Origin of the sequence: Arenimonas composti TR7-09 = DSM 18010, assembly GCF_000426365.1 — a bacterium.
Taxonomy (GTDB): Bacteria; Pseudomonadota; Gammaproteobacteria; order Xanthomonadales; family Xanthomonadaceae; genus Arenimonas; species Arenimonas composti.
This window is the reverse complement of sequence record NZ_AUFF01000001.1, coordinates 109,397-127,376: the sequence shown is the minus strand read 5'-3', so window position 1 is coordinate 127,376 and position 17,980 is coordinate 109,397. Positions and strand designations below refer to the sequence as shown.

Genomic DNA, 17,980 nt, shown 5'->3' with positions numbered 1-17,980 from the left:
CCCCGACCCTGACGCGCGGCGCGATACTCGCCTGGTCACCCAGGAGCCGCCGCGATGAATCCCCGCCTGCCCGATCCGCTCGCACCGCAGACGCTCGACCACGCCCTCGCGCTGCCGGCGGCGTTCTACACCGGCGAGGCGATGCTCGAGCGCGACCGCCGCGCGGTGTTCGCGCGCAGCTGGCAGCTGGTCGGCCACGAATCGGCACTCGCCGGGGTCGGCGACCACGTCGTCACCGACCTCGCCGGGCTGCCGGTGGTGGTGATCCGCGATACCGCCGGCACGCTGCGCGCCTACCACAACGTCTGCCGCCACCGCGCCGGCCCGCTGGCGCTTTGCGACGGCAAGGGCGCGAAGGCGCTGCGCTGCAAGTACCACGGCTGGACCTACACCCTCGAGGGCGTGTTGCGCAGCGCTCCGGAAATGAAGGACACGAAGGATTTCGACATGGCCCAGGTGCGCCTGCCGGAGCTGCGGGTCGGCGTCTGGCATGGGCTGATCTTCGTCGCCGGCGACGGCGCGCCGGACTTCGCGGCCTTCACCAGGGGCTTCGACGATCCGCTGCGCACGCTGTCGCCGAAGGACTTCGGCTTCCACCGGCGCCACCGCTACGAGGTCGCCTGCAACTGGAAGGTGTACTGCGACAACTATCTCGAGGGCTACCACGTCCCGCACATCCACCCGGGGCTCAACAGCCTGCTCGACTACCGCCAGTACGTCACCGAGTGCGGCGACTGGTTCTCGTACCAGTACAGCCCGCTGGAGAGCGACGACGCCCTCTACGGCGACGGCGACGCGCTCTACTACTTCATCTACCCGAACACGATGCTCAACCTGCTGCCGGGAAGGCTGCAGACCAATCGCGTGCTGCCGCTCGGGCCGGAGCGCTGCGTCGTCGAGTTCGACTACTACTACGCCGCCGGCGAAGGCGAGGAATGGGAAGCCCGCAAGCAGGCCGACCACGACTTCGCCCACCAGGTGCAGGACGAGGACATCGAGATCTGCGAACACGTGCAGCGCGGCCTGGCATCCGGCTCGTACGTGCCCGGGCGGCTGAATCCGCTGCGCGAGAACGCGCTGTTCCACTTCCAGGAGCTGCTTCGCGGTGCCTACCGGGAAGGCAGTTCGTAGTTCGTACGAGGTACGAGGCAGGCGGCGCTCGCGGGTGACTCACCCGGCGGGATCCGGGGCGCTCCACTTCCGGCGGAGCACGGTGAGCATTCGCCCGACCTCGTCAGCGAGGGCGAAGGCCGGCTCCGCTTCCCGCGCGTCGAGCCATTCGATGCGGCAGCAGAGCAGAAGCTGGGTGTGCAGTTCCGCGAGGGAAACGTGCGCGATCGAAAGGAACTGGATCTTCTCGCGCCTGGATTCGCGAACCCAACCTACCGATTTCGCGTAGACCAGCGAGCGTTCCATGGCCGAAGCCTGGCACGCGGCGGGCCGGGACGAGCTGCGAATCCGCCCAACGCCCGCGTCCGCCTTTCCTACCTCGTACCTCGTACGAACCACGAACTACAGTTCCTGCGTCGGCTCGTGCCGCGCGATGTTCGGGTCCGGATCCGGCACATGCGGGTGCCGGGCGCTGTGCACGACGTACCAGCGCCACAGGCCCCAGGCGGCGGCGGTGAAGCAGGCCGAGGTGATCGCCAGCCGCAGTGGGTCGCCGCTGACCAGTGGTGACAGCAGGCCGGCGATCGCGGCGTTCGACAGCAGGCCGATGAAGGCCTGCATCGACGAGGCGCCGCCGCGCTGGCGCGGGTACATGTCGAGCAGGGCAAGCGTCACGATCGGGAACACGAGGGCGATGCCGAACGCGCACATCGCCGTCGGCAACACCGCCCAGGGCAGCGACTGCGCATCGGTCAGTGCGTTGTAAGTGATGTTGTAGGCCGCGGCGACCGCGCAGCAGGCGAAACCGCTCTCGACCAGGCGGCGGCCGCTGACCCGCCCGGCGGCGCGGCCGCTGAGCCAGGCGCCGAGCATCATGCCGCCGATGGTCGGCGCGAAGAACCAGCCGAAGTCCTGCTCGCCGAGCTTCAGGATGTCGAGCACGAACGCCGGCGCCGAGGCGATGTACAGGAACAGCGCACCGAAGTTCAGGGTGCCGGCCAGCGCGAGCAGGCGGAAGGTGCGGTTGCCGAGCATCGTCCCGTAACCACGCGCCAGCTCGACCGGCGCGAACGGCATCCGCGCATTCGCCGGATGCGTCTCCGGCAGCCACAGCCAGGTCGCGAAGAACAGCAGCACGCCGAAGGCCGCGAGGAACCAGAAGATCAGGTGCCAGTTGCCGGCGCCGAGGATCCAGCCGCCGATGACCGGCGCGATCGCCGGCGCGATCGAGAAGATCATCGACACCTGGCTCATCAGCCGCTGCGCATCGTCGCCCTGCAGCACGTCGCGGATCACCGCGCGGCCGACGATCAGGCCGACGCCGGCGCTCAGGCCCTGCAGCGCGCGGAACACCAGCATCGTCGGCATGTCCGGCGCCAGCGCCGCGCCGACCGAGGCGGCGGTGAACACCACGACACCGGCGATCAGCACCCGACGCCGCCCGATCGCATCGGAGATCGGCCCGTGGAAAAGCGACATCGCCGCATAGCCCAGCAGGTAGACGCTGATCGTCTGCTGCATCGCCACCTTGCCGACGCCGAGGTCGCGCGCCATCACCGCGAAGGCGGGGAACACGGTGTCGATCGAGAACGGCCCGAACATCGCCAGCGCGGCGAGGACCAGCGCCAGCCGGCGGCGGGAAATCGGCGGGGTCACGGCGCTCATGCCGGCATCCTTTCCGGAACGGGGTGAAACGGGGGTCAGGCCGCCGCAGGCGGCGGGTCGAAAACGTACGGGGTCGCCAGCGCCGATGGCCGCGCGCCCCATTCGGCGACGAAGGCGCGCAGGCGCGGCCACGGCCTCATGTCGACCGGATTGCGGAACGGCAGGTGCTCGAGCAGGCAGAACAGCGCCGCTTCCAGCCAGCGCAATCGCGCGGCCGGCAGTTCCGCCCGCACGGTCGCGAGCTGCGCGTCGAGCCAGGCGAGCGTGTTCATCAGGCTGGCGCGGCGCTTGTGCGAGGCGGCATCGGGCGGCCGTTTCGCGACGAACTCGTGGAAGACCACCTCGACCTGTACCGCCATCGCGTGCGCGACCAGCTCGTGCGCGTTCATCGCCAGCGGCGAGCGCGCGTCCTCCGGCCAGGCGACCCCGGCTTCGGCGCCGGCACGGCGCGCCAGCCAGCGACAGGCATTGCCGCTGCCCCAGACCACCGCATCGCCGTCGCGCAGCGCCGGCAGCTTCAGCGCCGGGTTGCCGGCGAACACCGCCGGATCGTCGCTGAGCAGCGCGTGGATCGGCACGAGTTCGTACGCCAGCCCGAGTTCGTGCGCGAACAGCCGCACCAGCCGCGTGTAGTGCGAGCTCTGCCGGCCGACGATCTGGATCACGGATCACTCCTGCGGCCCGCGGCGATGCGGGACGGGCGGGCATGATACCGCCGCCGGTCCGGGTGCCCCTGAACCCTCGCCGGCGGCAGTCCGGACCTTCCGATACCCCCGATTTCAGGTAACGTGCGCGCCAGTCCGCTGTTGCCGCCCATGCTCCGAATCCGCGCCGCCGTCGCCTGCCTGCTGCTCGCCGCGACCCTTCCGGTCGCCGCCCAGCATCGTCCGCCGGGCCCGCCGCCCGGCAGCCGGCCGCCGCCGGGAGCGCGTCCGCCGCCGCCGCGCCAGGCACCGCCGCCGAGGGAAGCTGCGCGTCCGCAGGCCACCGGCAGCCCCACGCAAGCGATGGCGGCCACCCCGCCGGCCGCTGCCCGTCCCGAGGCCACGCCGCCGGCGCTCCCGCGCAGCGCCGGCGAGGACGCGCTCGATCGCGCCCGGGCCAGCGGCGACCCGGCGGCCACCGGCGCTGCGCTGCTGCTGCGCGGACGCGAGCTGGCCGACGCCGGCCGTGGCGACGACGCGCTGTCGCTCTTCGATGAAGCGACCCGGATCGCGAACGCGCGGGGCGACGACCGCCTCGGCCGCGAAGCCGCGATGGCGGCCGCCGAACTCTGGGCCGCGCGCGGCGACCGCGGCATGGAGCGCACCTGGCGCGATCAGGCGGACCAGTATCTCGCCCGCATGGCGGCGGCGATGGCGCCGCCGGCACCAGCGACCGCCGCAGCCGCAGCCGCAGCCGCAGCGGCCGCCGACCAGGCTGCCCCGGCGCCGTCTCCTGCCGTGGCCCCGCTGCCGGTGGTTCCCCCGCCACCACCGGCCGCTTCCGGCTCCCGCTGGCTCTGGCTGTTGCTGCCGCTGGCGCTGGCGGCGGTGTGGGCCTGGCTGCGCGGTCTGCGCCGTGCCGAGGCGCTGGAAAGCGAGGCGGCCCGGCTCGAACGCCACCGCCGCCAGTTGCGTCAGGCCAACAGCAGCCTCGCGGAACAGGCCGAGCGCCTGCGCCAGGCGGCGGTCACCGATGCCCTCACCGGCGCGATGACCCGGACCGCCTTCGCCCGCCGGCTCGACGAAGTACTGGCGCACGCCGCGCATTACCGCAAGCCGGTGGCGCTGATGGTCTTCGACTGCGACCACTTCAAGGCGATCAACGACGGCCACGGCCACCTCACCGGCGACGCCGCGCTGCGCTTCGTCGCCGGCGTGGTGCGCGAGCATCTCGGCAGCGACGATCTGTTCGGCCGCTTCGGCGGCGACGAGTTCCTGATCGCCTGCGCCGACCACGACGCCGACGCCGCGCTGGCGCTCGCCGAAGCCATCCGCCGCGCGGTCGTGGCGCGCGCCGCCAGCGAAAACCCGGCGTTCGCCGGCCTCAGCCTGAGCCTCGGTATCGCGTTCGCCGATGCCGGCCGCGGCTGGGGCGCCGAAGGCCTCTTCCACGACGCCAATGCCGCGCTCTACGCCGCCAAGCGGGCCGGTCGCGACCGCAGCGTCGTCGCCGACGCCTCGACGCCCGAACCGCCGGGCGAGGCGCACCTGCCGCGCAGCCTGACCGCCTGAGCGACCGCGGTCTCAGCCGCCGCGACCGCGGCCGCTAGAATGGCGGTTTTCCGGAAGTCCCCCGCCGCATGAACGAACCCGCACGTCCCGCCTTCCACGGCTTCGAGCAGATCCCGCTGCGCGAGTACGCCGAGCGCGCCTACCTCGACTATTCGATGTACGTGGTGCTCGACCGCGCCCTGCCCTTCCTCGGCGACGGCCTGAAGCCGGTGCAGCGGCGCATCGTCTACGCGATGAGCGAACTGGGCCTGGGCGCGACCGCGAAGCCCAAGAAGTCCGCGCGCACCGTCGGCGACGTCATCGGCAAGTTCCACCCGCACGGCGACAGCGCCTGCTACGAGGCGCTGGTGCTGATGGCGCAGCCGTTCTCGTACCGCTATCCGCTGATCGAGGGCCAGGGCAATTTCGGTTCGACCGACGACCCGAAATCGTTCGCGGCGATGCGCTATACCGAGTCGAAGCTGACGCCGATCGCGGAAGTGCTGCTCGGCGAGCTCGCGCACGGCACCGTCGACTGGGTGCCGAACTTCGACGGCACCCTCGAGGAACCCGCCTGGCTGCCGGCGCGGCTGCCGCACCTGCTGCTCAACGGCACCACCGGCATCGCGGTCGGCATGGCCACCGACATCCCGCCGCACAACCTCAACGAGGTCGTCAGCGCCTGCGTGCGCCTGCTCGACGATCCCGACGCGACCGTCGCCGACCTGTGCGAACACATCCGCGGCCCGGATTACCCGACCGCTGCCGAGATCATCTCGCCGGCCACCGACCTGCGCACGATCTACGAGACCGGCAGCGGCAGCGTGCGTGCCCGCGCCACCTGGACCCGCGAGCAGGGCAACCTGGTCGTCACCGCGCTGCCCTACCAGGTGTCGCCGTCGAAGGTGATGGAACAGGTCGCGCAGCAGATGCGCGCGAAGAAGCTGCCCTGGCTCGAGGACCTGCGCGACGAGTCCGACCACGAGAACCCGGTGCGGCTGGTGCTGGTGCCGCGCAGCAACCGGGTCGACGTGGAGGGCCTGATGGGCCATCTGTTCGCGACGACGGACCTGGAGAAGAGCTTCCGGGTCAACTTCAACGTGATCGGCCTCGACGGTCGCCCGCGCGTGCGCGACCTGAAGTCCTTCCTCGCCGAATGGCTGGAGTTCCGCACCGACACCGTCGCCCGCCGCCTGCGCCACCGGCTCGAGCGCGTCGAACGCCGCCTGCACCTGCTCGAGGGCCTGCTGGTCGCGTTCCTGAACCTCGACGAGGTGATCCGCATCATCCGCAGCGAGGACGAGCCGAAGCCGGTGCTGACGGCGCGCTTCGGGCTGAGCGACGACCAGGCCGAATACATCCTCGAGACGAAGCTCAAGCAGCTCGCGCGGCTCGAGGAAATGAAGATCCGCGGCGAGCAGGACGCGCTGGCGAAAGAGCGCGAGCAGATCGTCGCCACCCTCGGCAGCCGCGCGAAGCTGAAGAAGCTGGTGAAGGACGAGCTGCTCGCCGACGCGAAGAAGTTCGGCGACGCCCGCCGCTCGCCGCTGGTCGAGCGCGGCGCCGCGGTGGCGATCAGCGAGACCGAGCTGGTGCCGAGCGAGCCGGTCACCGTGGTCCTGTCGAAGAAGGGCTGGGCGCGCCAGGCCAAGGGCCACGAGGTCGACGCCGCGGCGCTGTCCTACCGCGACGGCGACGGCCTGCTGATGGCGGTGCGCGGACGCAGCACCCAGCAGGTCGGCTTCCTGGACTCGAGTGGGCGCGCCTATTCGGCACTGGCGCACACGCTGCCGAGCGCGCGCGGCAACGGCGAACCGCTGAGCGGCCGCTTCGCGCCGCCGGCAGGCGCGGCCTTCGTCGGCGCCGCGATCGGCGACGACGAGGCGCGCTTCCTGCTCGCGTCGAGCTTCGGCTACGGCTTCGTCACCCGCTTCGCCAACTTCGTCGGCCAGAAGAAGGCCGGCAGGCAGCTGATCAACGCCGATGCCGACGCGGCGCTGCTGCCGCCGGCGCCGGTGGTCGATCCGAAGACCGACTGGATCGTCGCGGTCACCAGCGCCGGCCACCTGCTCGCCTTCCCGATCACCGAACTGCCCGAGCTCGACAAGGGCAAGGGCAACAAGCTCGTGCAGATCCCGCCGGCGAAGCTGAAGTCCGGCGAGGAGAAGGTGGTCGCGGTCGCCAGCGTGCGCAACGGTGGCGAACTCACCGTCTATTCGGGGCGGCAGAAGCTGGTGCTGGCCTGGCGCGACCTGCAGGCCTACGAGGGCAGCCGCGCGAGCCGCGGCAACCTGCTGCCGCGCGGCTTCACCAAGGTCGACCGGGTGGAGGCGAACTGATGGAAGCGTCCGGCCCGGCGAATCCGCCACCGATGGACCCGCAGCTGAAGGTCGTCGTCGACGACATCCGCAAATACGGCTGCCACATCCTGCACGTCGTCGAGGAGGACGGGCAGCCGCCCTACTCGTACACGATCGGCCTCAACCGCACGCGCAGCGCCCCCGACGCCGCGGTGATCGGGCTGAAGAAGGACACCGCGCACGCGCTGCTCAACGGGTACCGCAACCAGCTCGTGCTCGGCCGCCGCTACCGCAACGGCGACCGCGCCGAGGGCTATATCGACGGCACGGCGGTCGAATTCCGCACGATCCACCCGGGGCATCTGCCCACCTGGTTCGGCTGGAACACCGCGCTCTACCGCCGCGACTGGTTCCCGATGCTGCAGCTGCTGTATCCCGGGTCCGACGGCAGCTGGCCGTGGGAGCCACAGGCCAGCGCCTTCCTCCGCCGCTGGCAGCCGATGCTCGACCGCGCGCCGCCGTCTGCGGCCGGCTGAGGCGGGTTCTCACGCCCCGGGGGGCGGCTGGCTTGGGGCTAGACTTCGCCGACCGATCCCCGAGGAAGCCTCATGCCGGCCCGCCGACGCGCCCTGACCCTCCTGCCGCTGCTCGCCGTGCTCGCGGCGCCGGTGTTCGCGCAGCACACCTCGGAAGCGCGCGCGACACCGCGCCTCGCGCCGGAACAGCACGCCGCCGCTGCGGCCGACTACCAGCGCTACTGCGCGCTCTGCCACGGCCCCGACCGCGCCGGCCACGCCAACGACCATGCGCCGTCGCTGCGCTCGCGTTCGCTGCTGGAATCCGCGCAGCCCTGGCTGCTGCGCGAGGCGATCGCCTACGGTCGTCCCGGCACGGCGATGGCCGGTTTCGTCGACGAGATCGGCGGGCCGATGACGTTCGCCGAGATCGAGCGCCTGAACCAGTGGCTGGTGACCGTTGCCGACGTCGACACGGTGCTGCTGCAGCGGCCGGCGGCGGGCGATGCCGGACGTGGCGCCGCGGTCTATGCGGAGAACTGCGCGAGCTGCCACGGCGAGCGCGGCGAAGGCGGCACCGGCACCCAGCTCGCGAACGCGGCGATGCTGGCGCTGACGCCCGACGCCTTCCTGCGCCACGCGATCGTCGAGGGCCGCCAGGACACGCCGATGCCCTCGTTCCGCGGCGAGCTCGACGATGCCGCGATCGACGACGTCGTCGCCTTCCTGCGCAGCCGCGGCAGCGACTGGACGAAGCCCGTCGCGGTCGCCGGGCCGCCGGCGCTGAGCGAAATCGTGCTGAACCCCGAGGCGCCGCCGCCGCAGTTCGCGCTGCGCGACGGCCTCTACGTCTCGGCGGCCGAACTCGCGAAGGCGCTGCAGGAACGCCGCCGGATGGTGCTGCTCGACACCCGTGTGCCCTCGGTCTGGCGGCTCGGCCACATCGCCGGCGCGGCGCCGCTGCCCTTCTACAGCGCCGACGAGGTGTTCGCGGCGCTGCCGAGCGACGGCACCTGGATCGTCGCCTACTGCGAATGCCCGCGCGCCGCCGCCGAGTCGGTGGTGCGCCGGCTGCGCAGCGCCGGCTTCGTCAACACCGCCGTGCTGTACGAAGGCATCCAGGGCTGGGTGGGCCTGGGCCATCCGATCGTCGTCGCCACCGACTGAACCGCACATCGCGGCTGAAGCCGCTCCTACAGGGCCGCGAGGTCGCCCAGCACGGCGATCGCTTCGGCGACGCGCGCATCCGGCCGGTAGCCGCAGTTCATGCGCAGGTGGTGCGTGAAGCCGGCCGACGCCGAGAACATCGGCCCCGGCGACAGACTGATGCCGCGCGCCATCGCCGCGCGCTGCAGCGCCATCACGTCGACCTGTTCGGGCAGTTCGATCCACAGGAAATAACCGCCGCCGGGCCGGCCGATGCGGGTGCCGGCGGGGAAATGCGCCTGCACGCGCTGGCGGTAACGTTCGCGCCACTCCGCCAGCGTCGCGCGCAGGCGTCGCAGGTGACGCTCGAAGCTGCCGTGTTCGAGCCACGCGGCGATGCCGAGCTGGGCGGGCACGTTGGTCGCCAGCGACGCCGCCAGCTTCTGCTGCGCGACCTCGCGCGCGAAACGCCCCGGCGCACACCAGCCGACCCGCCAGCCCGGCGCCAGCGTTTTCGAGAACGAGCCGCAGTGCAGCACCCAGCCCTCGCCGTCGAAGGCCTTCGTCGACACCGGCCGGGGGCCGTCGTGCAGGTCGGCGTAAACGGCATCCTCGATCAGCGGCAGGCGGTGGCGGCTGGCGAGCGCGACCAGCGCCTGCTTCTTCGCCGCGTCCATCGAGGCGCCGAGCGGATTCTGGAAGTCGGTCATCACCCACGCCGCCGCCGGACGATGCCGCAGGATCGCCACCTCCAGCGCCTCGAGGTCGACGCCGGTGCGCGGATCGGTGGCGACCTCGAGCGCGTGCAGGCCGTGCCGGGCCAGCACCTGCAGGCAGGCGTAGAAACACGGCGATTCGACGATCACGGTGTCGCCGGGACGGCAAATCGCGGCGATGCACAGGTTCAGCGCCTCGAGGGCGCCGTTGGTGACCACGATCGCTTCCGGATCGACGCGGGCGCCGGCCGCGGCGTAGCGCAGGGCGATCTGCCGGCGCAGGGCGAGGCTGCCCGGCGTCAGGTCGTCGCCGGCGGCGCGCGGGTCCGCGCCGAGGCGACGGCCGGCGCGCGCCAGTTCGCCGGCCAGGCGCGCATGCGGGAACAGCGCCGGGTCCGGGAAGGCGCTGCCGAGCGGCACGACGTCGCGGCGCATCGTCGACGCCAGCAGCGAGAACACCAGTTCTCCGGTGGTCACCGGCCGCGCCTCGCCGTCCGGTGCCGAGCGCCGCTCCGGCTCCGGTGGCCGCGGTGGCGCCACCGCGGTGACGTACCAGCCGGAGCGCGGACGCACCTCGACCAGGCCCTGGGCCTCGAGCCGCGAATAGGCTTCGAACACCGTCGACGGACTGACGCCGCGGTCGCGGCTGGCCTGGCGGATCGACGGCAGCCGCTGCCCCGGCGCGAACAGGCCGGCGGCGATCGCCGCCGCGACCTCGGCCGCGAGGGTCTCGTACCGCTTCACCGCGAGCCCCTGCACGTGCGGCGGGGCAGACATTCCCGGCGCCAGCCTGAACGAGGGCGACTGATATGGTTTCCGGTCACGGAATTGCTTCTCCCGGAACTGATCCGGTCGCCCTACCATACGCCATCCCCGCTCCTCCCCGGCTTCGCCGTGGGTGCCGGGTCGAACGAACCGGAGGTTCGCATGAAGACCCTGTTCATCGTCGCGGTCCTGGCGCTGATCGTCTGGAACCTGGGCGCCGGCCTGTACTACATGGTCGTCGACAAGGGCACGACCAACCGCACCGTCAACGCCCTGACCAAGCGCATCGCGTTGTCGGTCGCGCTGATCCTGCTGGTGATCGCCGGCATCGCCACCGGCGTGCTGCAGCCGCATGACGTGCACCGGGGCTGAGTCGCGGCGATGAATCCGCTGGTCGAACTCAACCTCGCGATGATCCTGTTCCTGCCGTGGTTCGCGATCCTCGGCTGGGCCTACTGGTACTGGCCGCGGCAACCGCGCGGCCGCACGCGCCGGCTGTACGACGCCGGCGCGCTGGCGCTGGCGACGGGCGCGGGGGTCTGGAGCACGTGGCTCAGCCTCGACATCGCCGACACTTCCTACGGCAAGCTCTGGCCGCAGATCCTCGCCAGCACGCTCTCCTACGCGGCCTTCCTCGGCGTCGTCCTCGTCGCCATCCTCCTCCGCCGCCAGCTCCTCCGCCGCGGCGCACTCGCGCGCTGAGCCGCGTTCCTGGCCGGGAGCTCGTGCGGCCGGGTGTGGGTTCGTCGGCGGCGGCGACCGCTTTCGGTGTCGTCGCCAGCGCCCCTTCGCCCGAAGTCCGAAGCTCATTCCGGTCGCACCGCCACTCTTCGAATGCCGCCATCGATTCTCCGGTGGCGGTGACCGCAGGGGTCGTTTTCCGGACCTTCGGCGACATGGATGTCGCCGAGGAGCCTACAGGGACGTATTCACGGCGTGTCCGGAAAACGACCCCTGCGATCACCGCGCGCCCGCCGAACCCGACAGCGGCATTCGAAGCGGTGGCGCGGCCCGGGGCGATACGCGATCCTTCGGGGGAAGCGGGAATGACAGGGGAAGGCATGCGCAGGTTGCTTCGATTCGCCGCCCGCGGGCTGGCGGTGCTGGTGGTGCTCGGGCTCGTGGCGATCGGCGTGCTGTGGTGGCTGTGGCGCGGCAGCCTGCCGCAGCTGGAGGGTGAGGCGGCACTGCCGGGCCTGTCGGCGCCGGTGACGGTCGAACGCGACGCCCTCGGGGTGGTGACGATCGACGCCGCGAACGAACTCGACGCCTACCGCGCGATCGGCTTCGTGCACGCGCAGGAACGCTTCTTCGAAATGGACCTGCTGCGCCGCTCCGCCGCCGGCGAGCTGTCGGCGCTGTTCGGCGAACGCGCCCTCGAGCGCGACAAGGCGGCGCGGGTGCATCGCCTGCGCGCCCGCCTGGCCCAGGATTTCGAGGCTTTCGCCGGCGGCCGCCTGGCCCAGCTCGAGGCCTACCGCGACGGCGTCAACGCCGGTCTGCAGGCGCTGGCGCGCAAGCCCTGGGCCTACGAGCTGCTGCAGGCCGAACCGCAGCCGTGGACGGTCGAGGACAGCGCCCTGGTCGGCTATGCGATGTTCTTCGACCTGCAGGACGAGGCGAACTCGCGCGAGCTGGCACTGTGGCGCATCCGCGAAGTCGTGCCGCCTGCGCTGTATGCCCTCGTCGCCCGCGACGGCAGCGCCTGGGACGCGCCGCTGCTCGGCGACCCGCGCGGCGACGCGCCGCTGCCGGGGGCCGACGAACTCGACCTGCGCACGCTGCCGGTACCCGCGGCGACGAGCGACGGCGAACATTCGGAAGCCGCCGCGCCGGGCAGCAACAACTTCGCGGTGGCCGGCACGCTGACCGCCGACGGCCGCGCGATCCTCGCCAACGACATGCACCTCGGCCTGCGCGCACCGAATCTGTGGTTCCGCGCCCGTCTGCGCTGGCCGGACACGCGCGCGCCCGACGGCCGGGTCGACGTCGCCGGCTTCACCCTGCCCGGCCTGCCGTCGGTGATCGCCGGCAGCAACACCCGGGTCGCCTGGGGGTTCACCAACAGCTACGGCGACTGGCTGGATTTCTACAAGGTCGAATGGAGCGGCCAGGGCGACGGCCTGTACTACACGCATGACGGCCAGGCGCTGGTGCTGCAGACCACCGAATGGATCGAGGTGCGCGGCCGCGAGCGGGTACCGTTCGTCGTCCGCGACACCCGCTGGGGCCCGATCGTCGCCGACCTGCCCGACGGCAATGCGCTGGCGCTGCGCTGGAGCGCACAGCTGCCGGGGGCGCTGAACCTGGGCCTGGCCGACATGGTGTTCGCACCGGACGTCGACCACGCCCTGCTGGTCGCCGACGGCGCCGGCATCCCGGCGCAGAACCTGCTGGTCGCCGACGCCGGTGGCCGCATCGCCTGGCGCCTGACCGGCCGCCTGCCCGACCGCCGCGGCGACTGCACGCCGACGCTGCCGATGAGCGTCGATGCGCCCTGCCGCTGGGTCGGCTGGCTGGATCCGATCCACAACCCGCAGATCGTCGATCCGCCATCGGGGCGGCTGTGGTCGGCGAACAACCGTCTCGTCGACGGCGAGGCGCTGGCCCTCGTCGGCGACGCCGGCTACGCCCACGGCGCCCGCGCGCGGCAGATCCGCGACGGCCTGTTCGCGCGTGAGTCCTTCACCGAAACCGACCTGCTGGCGATCCAGCTCGACGACCGCGCGCTGTTCCTGCAGCGCTGGCACGAGCTGCTCGCCGCCGAGGCGCAGCGCGGCGATCCGGCGCTGCAGGCGCTGGCGGCCGCTGCCGCCGACTGGAACGGTCGCGCCGACCCCGCGTCGGCCGGCTACCGCATCGTCCGCGGCTGGCGCCTGGCGGTGCTCGGGCGGCTGCAGCAGGGCCTGCTGGCGCCGGCGATGGCGGCGCTCGGCGACGACTTCGTGATGCCCGACCTGCCGCAGTTCGAAGCCGTCGCCTGGCCACTGCTCGAACAGCGCCCCGCGCACCTGCTGCCACGCGCCTACGCGAGCTGGGACGCGCTGCTCGCCGATGCCGCCGGCGAAGTGCGCTCGCAGCTCGAGGCGACCGGGCCGCTGGCGCAGCGGCGCTGGGGCGAGCGCAATACCGCCGCGATCTGCCATCCGCTCGCCGCGGCGTTGCCGGCCTTCACGCGCGGCCTGCTGTGCATGCCCGCCGATCGGCTCGCCGGCGACGGCCACATGCCGCGGGTGCAGTCCCCGGCCTTCGGCGCCAGCGAACGCATGGTCGTCGCGCCGGGCCACGAGGCCGAGGGCATCGTGCACATGCCCGGCGGCCAGAGTGGTCATCCGCTGTCGCCGTTCTGGGGCGCCGGCCATGCCGACTGGGTGCGCGGCGATCCGTCGCCGTTCCTGCCCGGGCCTGCGCAATACCGCTTGCGGCTGTCAGCGGAACTGTGAACTTGTGCACAAAACGGAAAAAGTGCGGTGACACACGGCACAATTCGGGTGCATAAACGGCTCACGCCCCGGCTCGCTCCGCCGGGGCGGAGACGGGTGGGTCGCCGTCAGGGGGAGCGATTCACCGCAGCATGATCAACTGCTGAAGGTGAAAGAACGAATGGATTTCCTGCTCAAGCTGCTGACGCAATGGCGTCGGATGATGCTCACCCGCCAGGCCGCCGCGGTACGCCGCGCCGTCGAGGCGATGACACCGGAACAGCGGCGCCAGACCGCCGACCACACGCTCAACGAGATCCGCGCCGCGGCCGCGCTGCCGCTGCCGCATCTGTACGGCGACACGTCCCCGTCGATGTACCGGCCGTGGTCGCCGGTCGCCGAGATCTGCGCCAGCCGCGTCGACGACCGCGCCATCCAGCTGCGCCAGCGCAGCGTCGGCACCTGGCTGGCGGTCGTGTACCACGAGACGCGCACCGCCCAGGACGAGGGCCTGCAGGCCGTGCACCGCGACGTGCTCGGGATCCTGCGCACGCTGAAGGAAACGCGCGCCGGCGCCCGGGCCGATTCGGCCTGGTTCGACGCCGCCGCCTGAGACACCGGGAGCGCGGAAGGTTTCAGGCGAGCAGCAGACGCTCGGCGACGGCTCGGTAAAGCGCGGGGAGGCGCTCGAGTTCGGCCAGTGCGATGTGTTCGTCGACCTTGTGGATGCTGGCGTTGATGGGCCCCAGCTCCACCACCTCGGCGCCGAGAGGCGCGATGAAGCGGGCATCCGAGGTGCCGCCGCCGGTGTTTTCCTCCGGCGACCCGCCGCACAGTTCCGTGAGTGCCGCACGTGCCGCCACGCGCAGGCGGCCTTCGCCGGTCAGGAACGGCTCCCCGCCGCGATGCCAGCGCAGGTCGTACTGCAGGCCGTGGCGTGCGAGCACCGCCACGACCTCGGCTTCCAGCGCCGGCGCCGTCCAGCCCGGGTTGTAGCGGAAGTTGCAGACCAGCTCGCAGCGGCCGGGAATCACGTTGCCGGCGCCGGTGCCGGCCGTCAGGTTCGAGACCTGGAAGCTGGTCGGCGGGAACTCCGGGTAGCCGTCGTCCCATTGCCGCGCGCACAGCTCGGCCAGTGCCGGCGCCAGCGCGTGGATCGGGTTGCGCGCCTTTTCCGGGTAGGCGACGTGGCCCTGGATGCCGTGCACGACCAGGCTGCCGGTCAGGGTGCCGCGGCGGCCGACCCGCAGCAGGTCGCCGAGGCGCTGCTTCGAAGAGGGTTCGCCGGTGATGCAGAAATCGATGCGCCGGCCCTCGCGGCGGAAACGCTCGGCAACGTAGCGCACGCCGTCGATCGCATCGCCCTCCTCGTCCGAGGTCAGCAGCAGCGCGATCGTGCCCGGATGCTGCGGATGGGCCGCGACGAACTGTTCGAGCGCGACCACGAACGCGGCGACGCTGCCCTTCATGTCGGCGGCACCGCGGCCGTAGAGCACGCCGTCGCGCAGCGTGGGCTCGAACGGATCGCTGCGCCAGTCGGCCCGCGGCCCCGGCGGCACGACGTCGGTATGGCCGAGGAAGACCAGCACGTCGCCGCCGTCGCCGTGTTCGGCCCAGACGTTGCGGACCTCGCCCTGGTCCAGGCGTTCGATGCGGAAGCCGGCCGCGGCCAGCCGGTCCGCGATCAGGTCCTGGCAGCCGGCGTCGTCCGGCGTCACCGACGGCCGCGCGATCAGCGCCTGCGTCAGCGCGACGACGTCGCCGGCGGCATTCACTTGCCGACCCCGAAGCGACGCTTCCAGGCGGCGTCGCTGAAGCCGACGCCGACGCCCTGATCGTCGACCAGCACCGGGCGCTTGATCAGCGCCGGGTATTCCTTCAGCAGCAACAGCCATTCCGCGTCGCTGCCGGGCGACTTGCGCGTCTCCGGCAACTGCCGCCATGTCGTCGACTGCCGGTTGACCAGCGCCGGCCAGCCGCCGAGCGCGGCCGCCCAGGCCTTCAGCGTCTCCGGCGCCTGCCGCTGCGCGCGCAGGTCGACGAAGCGGAAGTCGATGCCGAAACGCGTCAGCCAGTTGCGCGCCTTGCGGCAGCTGTCGCAGGTGTCGAGGCCGTAGAGCTCGATCGTCATCGCGCCGCCTCAGTTGCCCGCCGCGCGAGCACCGCCGATGTGGCGGGCGAGGAAGTCGAGCAGCTTCGCGTAGTACTCGCGCTTGTGCTCGGCGGTGTAGAAGCCGTGCGATTCGTTGCGGTAGTAGAGCGTCTCCACCGGCACGCCGGCACCGGCGAGCGCGCGTTCCATCGCGCGCGAATGCGCCGGCTTGGCGATCTCGTCCTCGCCACCCCAGGCCAGGAACACCGGCACGCGGATGTTGCCGGCGAGGCGATTCGGCGACACCGCGTCGAGATCCTCGGGGCGGCCCACCCACTGGCGCGCGAAGGTCGCCATCGAGGCGCTGTCGCCGGAATCGTCGCGCACCATCTGCGGCAGGTCGTAGACACCGACGTAGCCCACCGCGCAGCGGTACAGCTCCGGCTCGCGGGCGACGCCCATCAGCGAGGCATAGGCGCCATAGCTGGCGCCGTAGATGCAGATGCGGCCGCCGTCGGCGATGCCCTCCGAGACCGCCCACTTCGTCGCGTCGGTCAGGTCGTCCTGCATCGTCCGGCCCCACTGGCGGGCGCCGGCGTGCTGGAAGGCGCGGCCGTAGCCGCCGGAGCCGCGGAAGTTCACCTGCAGCACCGCATAACCGGCGCGCGCCAGCAGCTGGCTCTCGAAATCGTAGGAGAAGTCGTCGAACACGCCGAACGGGCCGCCGTGCGGCAGCACGACCATCGGCAGCCCGCGGCCATCGCTGCCGGGCGGCAGCGTGAGCTTGCCGCGCAGGGTCAGGCCGTCGCGCGCCTTCAGTTCGATCGCCCGCACTTCGCCCATCGCCGACGGATCGATCCATTCGGCGGCGCTGGCGAGGTGGTCGGCCTTGCGGTTGGCGATGTCGAACAGGAAGAACTCGCCCGGGGTGGTGCCGTTCGACAGGTGCAGCAGCGCGATCCTGCCGTCGTCGGTCGTCGACGTGACCGCCACCCGGTGGCCCGGGAAGGCCTTCTCGAGCATCCGGTAGACCATCGCGTCGGGATGTTCGGGGGCGACGAAGCCCAGCTCCGGCTGGTTGCCGACCGCCCAGCCGAGGCCGACCGGAATGTTGTTGTTGCCCATCGCGTACAGCACGTCGTAGGGATCGGCCCACGCGTGCCGCAGCACCGGGCTGCGCTCGCCGGTGACGCTGTCCCAGGCGATCAGCGCATCCGGACCTTCCGGCATCTGGCTCAGCAGGTAGAGCACGCGGTCGTCGGCCGAGAAGCCGATGGGCGACTCGATGCGGCCGGTCTTGTTCTCGTCGTTGATCAGCACCCACTCCGCATCGTCGTTCGCGCGGTGGAAGAGCTGGCTGGCATTGCCGCCGTCGACACCCACGGCGACGCGCACCCGGCTGGCGTTGTCGGTGAAGAAGCTGGCGTACTTCGCCGACACCCGGGTCACCGGCGTGCGCCGGCCGTTGCGCACGTCCATGCGCTCGAGCCGGGTGTAGGCGTCGGGCACGAACGGCCGCACGCCGATCAGCACGTAGTTGTCCTCCTTCGGCAGGTCGTCGACCAGGAAGGCGATGACCGCGTCGGCGTTGGCGGTGGTCAGGCGCGAGGCCTGCGGATTGATCTCGGCGCGGTAGCCGACCAGCATCCGCTGGTTGCGGCCGTCGGCGTCGACGCCGAACAGCTCGCCGGTCAGCGACGGCTGGTCGCGGCTGCCGTGCGCTTCGGCGATCGACGCGAGCAGGCGCTCCGGGCTGACCCAGGTCAGGTCGAGGAAGTGGGTGTCCTTGCCGAGGGTGAAGCGGGCGGTGACTTCCAGGGTGTCGCGGCGGAGCACGACCAGGCCGGTGCGGTCCTCGAGCGGCACCGTCGCGGCGAGGTACTGGCCGGTCGGCGAAACGACCATGTCCTCGAAGCTGTGGCGGCGGATGTAGGGACCGACGTCGACCGCCGGTGGCGCCTGCGCCGCGACGGTGACGGGAATGAGCAGCAGGGCTGCGAGCAGGAAGCGAAGATTCGGCATGGCGACTCCGGTGAGGTTCGGCGCAGCGACGC

Annotated in this window: 16 protein-coding genes; 9 read left to right on the top strand and 7 right to left on the bottom strand. The window is 71.8% G+C overall.

Features of this window, described 5'->3' with window-relative positions; all coding sequences use genetic code 11:
• Positions 1–54 precede the first annotated feature (54 nt).
• The gene (locus tag K311_RS0100610) at positions 55–1,131 is read left to right on the top strand and encodes an aromatic ring-hydroxylating oxygenase subunit alpha (RefSeq protein WP_051239345.1); all 1,077 of its coding nucleotides are present in this window, start codon (positions 55–57) and stop codon (positions 1,129–1,131) included.
• 39 nt (positions 1,132–1,170) lie between these two features.
• Here the strand turns inward: K311_RS0100610 and K311_RS14630 are convergent, their stop codons facing one another.
• From K311_RS14630 to K311_RS0100595, 3 genes are all read right to left on the bottom strand, one after another.
• Positions 1,171–1,416, bottom strand: coding sequence for a four helix bundle protein (locus tag K311_RS14630; RefSeq protein WP_051239344.1), 246 nt, complete (start codon positions 1,414–1,416; stop codon positions 1,171–1,173).
• A 96-nt stretch (positions 1,417–1,512) separates the two neighbouring features.
• Positions 1,513–2,775, bottom strand: coding sequence for a multidrug effflux MFS transporter (locus K311_RS0100600; protein WP_026815697.1), 1,263 nt, complete (start codon positions 2,773–2,775; stop codon positions 1,513–1,515).
• Between the two features lie 35 nt (positions 2,776–2,810).
• Positions 2,811–3,440: a glutathione S-transferase family protein gene (locus tag K311_RS0100595; protein ID WP_043797625.1), complete on the bottom strand. Its 630-nt coding sequence runs from the start codon at positions 3,438–3,440 to the stop codon at positions 2,811–2,813.
• 150 nt (positions 3,441–3,590) lie between these two features.
• Here K311_RS0100595 and K311_RS17305 point away from each other — a divergent pair, with 150 nt between their 5' ends.
• From K311_RS17305 to K311_RS0100575, 4 genes are all read left to right on the top strand, one after another.
• Positions 3,591–4,991 (top strand): GGDEF domain-containing protein, encoded by a 1,401-nt coding sequence (locus K311_RS17305; protein ID WP_051239343.1) that lies wholly within the window; start codon positions 3,591–3,593, stop codon positions 4,989–4,991.
• Between the two features lie 68 nt (positions 4,992–5,059).
• Positions 5,060–7,309: a DNA topoisomerase IV subunit A gene (gene parC, locus K311_RS0100585; protein ID WP_026815695.1), complete on the top strand. Its 2,250-nt coding sequence runs from the start codon at positions 5,060–5,062 to the stop codon at positions 7,307–7,309.
• Positions 7,309–7,806 (top strand): DUF4262 domain-containing protein, encoded by a 498-nt coding sequence (locus K311_RS0100580; protein ID WP_051239342.1) that lies wholly within the window; start codon positions 7,309–7,311, stop codon positions 7,804–7,806. The genes parC and K311_RS0100580 overlap by 1 nt, the downstream gene beginning before the upstream one ends.
• A 72-nt stretch (positions 7,807–7,878) precedes the next feature.
• Positions 7,879–8,952 carry a c-type cytochrome gene (locus K311_RS0100575; RefSeq protein ID WP_026815693.1) on the top strand — a complete coding sequence of 358 codons (1,074 nt, stop codon included), beginning with the start codon at positions 7,879–7,881 and terminating at the stop codon, positions 8,950–8,952.
• A gap of 26 nt (positions 8,953–8,978) precedes the next feature.
• Here K311_RS0100575 and K311_RS0100570 read toward each other — a convergent pair whose 3' ends face one another.
• Positions 8,979–10,424, bottom strand: a complete 1,446-nt coding sequence (locus K311_RS0100570; protein ID WP_245570609.1) for an aminotransferase-like domain-containing protein — start codon at positions 10,422–10,424, stop codon at positions 8,979–8,981.
• 150 nt (positions 10,425–10,574) lie between these two features.
• On the opposite strand from K311_RS0100570, the gene K311_RS0100565 reads away from it, so the two are divergent.
• From K311_RS0100565 to K311_RS14620, 4 genes are all read left to right on the top strand, one after another.
• Entirely contained in the window at positions 10,575–10,784 is a 210-nt protein-coding gene (locus tag K311_RS0100565; RefSeq protein ID WP_026815691.1) for a twin transmembrane helix small protein, read from the top strand.
• 9 nt (positions 10,785–10,793) lie between these two features.
• On the top strand, positions 10,794–11,114 hold the full coding sequence (locus K311_RS0100560) for a hypothetical protein (protein ID WP_026815690.1): 321 nt from the start codon (positions 10,794–10,796) through the stop codon (positions 11,112–11,114).
• Between the two features lie 359 nt (positions 11,115–11,473).
• A complete protein-coding gene (locus tag K311_RS0100555) occupies positions 11,474–13,855 on the top strand; it encodes a penicillin acylase family protein (RefSeq protein ID WP_043797623.1) in 2,382 nt (793 codons plus the stop codon).
• A gap of 160 nt (positions 13,856–14,015) precedes the next feature.
• Positions 14,016–14,447 (top strand): hypothetical protein, encoded by a 432-nt coding sequence (locus tag K311_RS14620; RefSeq protein WP_043797621.1) that lies wholly within the window; start codon positions 14,016–14,018, stop codon positions 14,445–14,447.
• Between the two features lie 22 nt (positions 14,448–14,469).
• On the opposite strand, the gene dapE is transcribed toward K311_RS14620, so the two are convergent.
• From dapE to K311_RS0100535, 3 genes are read right to left on the bottom strand one after another with little or no spacing between them, the layout of a single operon-like run.
• Positions 14,470–15,609 (bottom strand): succinyl-diaminopimelate desuccinylase, encoded by a 1,140-nt coding sequence (gene dapE, locus K311_RS0100545; RefSeq protein WP_026815688.1) that lies wholly within the window; start codon positions 15,607–15,609, stop codon positions 14,470–14,472.
• Positions 15,606–15,965, bottom strand: coding sequence for a Spx/MgsR family RNA polymerase-binding regulatory protein (locus K311_RS0100540; RefSeq protein ID WP_026815687.1), 360 nt, complete (start codon positions 15,963–15,965; stop codon positions 15,606–15,608). The genes dapE and K311_RS0100540 overlap by 4 nt, the downstream gene beginning before the upstream one ends.
• Positions 15,966–15,974: 9 nt before the next feature.
• The gene (locus K311_RS0100535; RefSeq protein WP_026815686.1) at positions 15,975–17,948 is read right to left on the bottom strand and encodes an alpha/beta hydrolase family protein; all 1,974 of its coding nucleotides are present in this window, start codon (positions 17,946–17,948) and stop codon (positions 15,975–15,977) included.
• Positions 17,949–17,980: the final 32 nt, after the last annotated feature.

Bases quoted from the DNA above. Each gene is read 5' to 3' on its own strand.
- K311_RS0100610 (WP_051239345.1), top strand. From the start codon at position 55: ATGAATCCCCGCCTGCCCGATCCGCTCGCACCGCAGACGCTCGACCAC.
- K311_RS0100570 (WP_245570609.1), bottom strand. From the start codon at position 10,424: ATGTCTGCCCCGCCGCACGTGCAGGGGCTCGCGGTGAAGCGGTACGAG.
- K311_RS14630 (WP_051239344.1), bottom strand. From the start codon at position 1,416: ATGGAACGCTCGCTGGTCTACGCGAAATCGGTAGGTTGGGTTCGCGAA.
- K311_RS0100540 (WP_026815687.1), bottom strand. From the start codon at position 15,965: ATGACGATCGAGCTCTACGGCCTCGACACCTGCGACAGCTGCCGCAAG.
- K311_RS0100560 (WP_026815690.1), top strand. From the start codon at position 10,794: ATGAATCCGCTGGTCGAACTCAACCTCGCGATGATCCTGTTCCTGCCG.
- K311_RS0100535 (WP_026815686.1), bottom strand. From the start codon at position 17,948: ATGCCGAATCTTCGCTTCCTGCTCGCAGCCCTGCTGCTCATTCCCGTC.
- K311_RS0100565 (WP_026815691.1), top strand. From the start codon at position 10,575: ATGAAGACCCTGTTCATCGTCGCGGTCCTGGCGCTGATCGTCTGGAAC.
- K311_RS0100555 (WP_043797623.1), top strand. From the start codon at position 11,474: ATGCGCAGGTTGCTTCGATTCGCCGCCCGCGGGCTGGCGGTGCTGGTG.
- K311_RS17305 (WP_051239343.1), top strand. From the start codon at position 3,591: ATGCTCCGAATCCGCGCCGCCGTCGCCTGCCTGCTGCTCGCCGCGACC.
- K311_RS0100575 (WP_026815693.1), top strand. From the start codon at position 7,879: ATGCCGGCCCGCCGACGCGCCCTGACCCTCCTGCCGCTGCTCGCCGTG.
- K311_RS14620 (WP_043797621.1), top strand. From the start codon at position 14,016: ATGGATTTCCTGCTCAAGCTGCTGACGCAATGGCGTCGGATGATGCTC.
- K311_RS0100580 (WP_051239342.1), top strand. From the start codon at position 7,309: ATGGAAGCGTCCGGCCCGGCGAATCCGCCACCGATGGACCCGCAGCTG.
- K311_RS0100600 (WP_026815697.1), bottom strand. From the start codon at position 2,775: ATGAGCGCCGTGACCCCGCCGATTTCCCGCCGCCGGCTGGCGCTGGTC.
- parC (WP_026815695.1), top strand. From the start codon at position 5,060: ATGAACGAACCCGCACGTCCCGCCTTCCACGGCTTCGAGCAGATCCCG.